6 protein-coding genes are annotated in these 3,604 nt (G+C 30.8%); all 6 read left to right on the top strand.

The window, feature by feature from the left end; all coding sequences use genetic code 11:
• Window positions 1-9 precede the first annotated feature (9 nt).
• Window positions 10-477 (top strand): DUF1473 family protein, encoded by a 468-nt coding sequence (locus HNP67_RS06545; RefSeq protein WP_184125725.1) that lies wholly within the window; start codon window positions 10-12, stop codon window positions 475-477.
• The gene (locus HNP67_RS06540; RefSeq protein ID WP_184125723.1) at window positions 461-697 is read left to right on the top strand and encodes a DUF1322 family protein; all 237 of its coding nucleotides are present in this window, start codon (window positions 461-463) and stop codon (window positions 695-697) included. Before HNP67_RS06545 ends, HNP67_RS06540 begins: the two co-directional genes overlap by 17 nt.
• 7 nt (window positions 698-704) lie before the next feature.
• Window positions 705-1,637 (top strand): DUF759 family protein, encoded by a 933-nt coding sequence (locus tag HNP67_RS06535; RefSeq protein ID WP_184125721.1) that lies wholly within the window; start codon window positions 705-707, stop codon window positions 1,635-1,637.
• 17 nt (window positions 1,638-1,654) lie between these two features.
• Window positions 1,655-2,251, top strand: a complete 597-nt coding sequence (locus HNP67_RS06530) for a DUF792 family protein (RefSeq protein ID WP_184125719.1) — start codon at window positions 1,655-1,657, stop codon at window positions 2,249-2,251.
• A 3-nt stretch (window positions 2,252-2,254) separates the two neighbouring features.
• Window positions 2,255-3,208 carry a DUF693 family protein gene (locus HNP67_RS06525; protein ID WP_184125717.1) on the top strand — a complete coding sequence of 318 codons (954 nt, stop codon included), beginning with the start codon at window positions 2,255-2,257 and terminating at the stop codon, window positions 3,206-3,208.
• Window positions 3,209-3,221: 13 nt separating this feature from the next.
• Window positions 3,222-3,604, top strand: a 383-nt coding sequence (locus HNP67_RS06520) for a DUF777 family protein (protein WP_184125715.1), incomplete at its 3' end; no start/stop codon positions are given.

Here is a 3,604-nt window from a genome sequence, read left to right as displayed (position 1 = left end):
AGTCTTATTATGATAATGAGATATAAAATGAAAATTTTAACTAAAAATAAAACTTATGAATATCCACTTAGAGTATTACCAGTTTATGAATGGGACAAAGTGTTAGGATTTAATCAAAGCGATGCTATTTACAAGCTTAATGAGGTAAAATACCTAAGAGAAATTACAAGCTTAATGATAAGTCCAAAATTTTTAGACGAATTCTATGTGATTTTAGATCAAAATAGAGAATTTATTTCTTATTATAAAGACTATCTTGTTGCAATAATTTACACTGCACAATTTAATACTTTTCATTTAGACAATGATCTAAAAAACCCCGCTTTAGTATATTTGAGTGAGTATGAAAATAATGTTGGTGATTTCGTTACTTTTGACCATATCAATGAAAATTTTGATTATGAAAAAGTAGCCACTTCGCTATCATCAATTACATCAAATTCTAATGAGCTGTTGACAAATGAACAAAATAAATAGAGATATTGATAAAGCTATTGCAAGTATTAATGAGACTAGAAAAAAGTATTTTAACTTGCTTGACGAAATAAGAAACGACAAATATTATTTTCCAGTAATTATGAATATTTGCTCATACGATTCGGTTAAAAAATTGCCCTATGATGAGCTTTTAGAGGTCAATAGACTTGCTGATATCAAATTAGAAAAAGAATTGTATGAGTTAATTCTAGGCAAGTGAGGGTTTAGTGAGCGACAAATTTACCATTAAATTTAAAGGTATTCTTGATCATGCTGCAACAAAAAAGGCTATCGAACAAGATATTTCCAAAATGGGAAAATATCTCAAACCTAAAAAATCTAGTTTGGGCAGCACTAAAGATATTGTAAAAAATAATTTATCGGACAAGAAAAAAGAATTAAGCAGACAATCTAAATTTGAAAGCTTAAGAGAGCGTGTTGAGAAATATAGGCTTACACAAACTAAAAAGCTTATGAAACAGGGCAGGGGCTTTGAGAAAGCTAGAAAAGAGGCTTTCAGAAGATCTTTAATGTCTGATAGAGACAAAAGGCACCTTGAATACAAAGAACTTGCAAAAGAATCAAAAGCAAAAAGTAAAATGATAGCAGCCTCTCAAGGAAAAGGACTTGTTGCCAAAATTGCAATAGGCAGCGCCCTAGGAAATGTTATTGGCAATGCTGTGAGTAGAGTGGGAGGCGGGATTTTTGGATTTGCGTTTGGTTGGATTAAAAAATCGGTTGAAGCAATTTCTAAAAAAGAAAAAGCTCAAAAACTCAATACTGCATTTTATACAACAGAACAACGAAAAATACTTATGGGAAATGAAGAAGAAAATATTAAGGGTATTTTTCAGGAAAAGAAAGGATTTGCTGGAGAGAAGGAAAAGATTGATAGCAATTTGATCAACCTTGAACAATCTCTTATGAATGTGACCGCTGCGGGTATGCAACCAGTGCTTGAAGGGGCTTCAGAAATTATTGAATGGATCAAAGACATAATGAAAACGTATAAAAAAGGAGGAATTACCGGAGTTATAGGCAGAATAATTACAAATATGTTAAGTTCTATAGGTGCTTCAATTAATGCTTGGTGGCAAAGTTGGTTAAACAGCTTACCGCCAACTGCGAAAAAAGCGCTTAGGTTTTTTAAGATTATTTAGCAATAAAAGGTAATTTTATGGATATTAACAATAAAAATACTAACAATAAAAAAATGTCACAAACGGAGATTGTTCATATAATACGTGATGTAATAACCCAAATATTTGCTATTTTTGGAGCAGATAATTTTTTAGTGTTATTTCCTAGAATAGATCTTAGAGGGTTTGGATATGTACCACAATTGTTTTTTATAAAACCAAAAACCCAGCTAATATCACGGAATTATAATACTAGTTGTTCTAAAAGACCGATTATCAACTATCATGATAGAAAAGCGGAATATGTCAGCTATAATCCAGTAATGACCGGTGAAAATATCTCTTTAAACAGCGGAATATTAACATCTCTATACAAAGAAATGATTTCACCACTCAAAATGACTGTTTTTGGTAATTCTATGCTACGCTTTGATGCTCATCTTGTAAAAGAACAATTAGCCAATAGAATACAAGCTCAAGCTCCTTTTAGTATATATAGTCCAACTTTTGGCTTTAAAGAATTGGTTATAATTACAAGCCTTTCTTTTAAGGATACTCCTTTCATTGACGAGATTGAAATTAGCCTATCAATGGAAATAGTAAAAACATTTGCATTGGAAAAATATAAAGGATAATGTATGTTACTAATTTATGATTTTAAAATTGAATTTTACAATGTAGATGAATCAAAAAAATCAATTGATGGAACTCCTTTTCCAGAAGAAATTCCTAAAATTATAATCAATACACAAGATGGAATTCATGTTGATATTTCTATATCTAATAGGTTTTCATCAGAATTAAATACTGTAAGTTCCAAACAAGCAAAAATTGTACTTTGGAACCTGCCTCTAGACTTCACCGACCACATTAAAGAAGGGGATATAGTAAAAATACGCTATAAAAAATTTGCTCATGAAAAAAATTTTAATTTTATAATGTCGGGCACTTTAGAGCTCCCCATGAGCACCGATTATCCTGGTGGAGATTTTAGTGTCGAGCTTGAGGTTCGTCTATTAACTAAAAGTAACTTCTTTAATCGCAAATTGGAAGGTAAAAATGGCAAAAATTTTAAAGGCAAGACGGTGCAAGAAGCAATAGAATCGGTATTTCCTAATCGCAATATCCTTAATATGGACGAAAAAGATCGTCTTAAAATCATTGACAAAAATTTTTATGCCGCAACACCAAAAGAATTTATTGAAAAAATAAAAGAGAAATACGCAGATAACGTAATAACTGATGTTGGCTATCACAATTTTGAAATTGAATGCAATTTTATATTTACTAATTACAAACAAAAGGGTAAAAATATTCAATACGAGGCATTAGAAGATTATGGCCTTGAATTTATACCACAACAAGAAATTGATATCGATCCTGAATTCAAGATAAGGCGTATATATTGGAACGCTCAAATATTTTTCACACATAAGCTAAGAGTTGGTGATAAAGTTTCTTTTAGGGATGGGTTAGGAAAAGTTGTCAAAAACACTATATTAGAAACAAGTGCAAGACTTAGTAACACAGGGGATTGTTCATTAACACTTAAGTTATATGACGCCTCTAATTTTGCACCGGTGCCTGCGTAGCAAAGGAGTTAGAATGGATATTGACTATGCAATTTACAGAATGAACCAACGCCTTTATGGAAATACATTAACACGAGAGGACGTTAAAAATTGGATTTATTCAAACATTTTTATAATTAAAATTGGCATTGTAAAGGATTTTAATCAACAAACTCAAGAAGCTATAGTTACAATACCAGAGTTTAAAGATTTAGAGATTCATACAAAAAATATCTCTAATATCGGTTTAGAGTTATCAAAAGGCGATAGCGTTTTACTGCTTCAATCAAGCGTTAATATTTTTGATAAAAATGACGATATTCACTTTGACAAACATCATTTTTATATACTTAGTGCAATTAGCCCAAAGACTTTAAATCTAATCTCTGATACTGTTAAAATTAGAGCAAACAATAA

It is taken from the genome of Borreliella californiensis, from assembly GCF_014205885.1.
Lineage (GTDB): Bacteria > Spirochaetota > Spirochaetia > Borreliales > Borreliaceae > Borreliella > Borreliella californiensis.
Note: the sequence above shows the minus strand (reverse complement) of the source record. Positions and strands in the feature narration are given on the sequence as shown.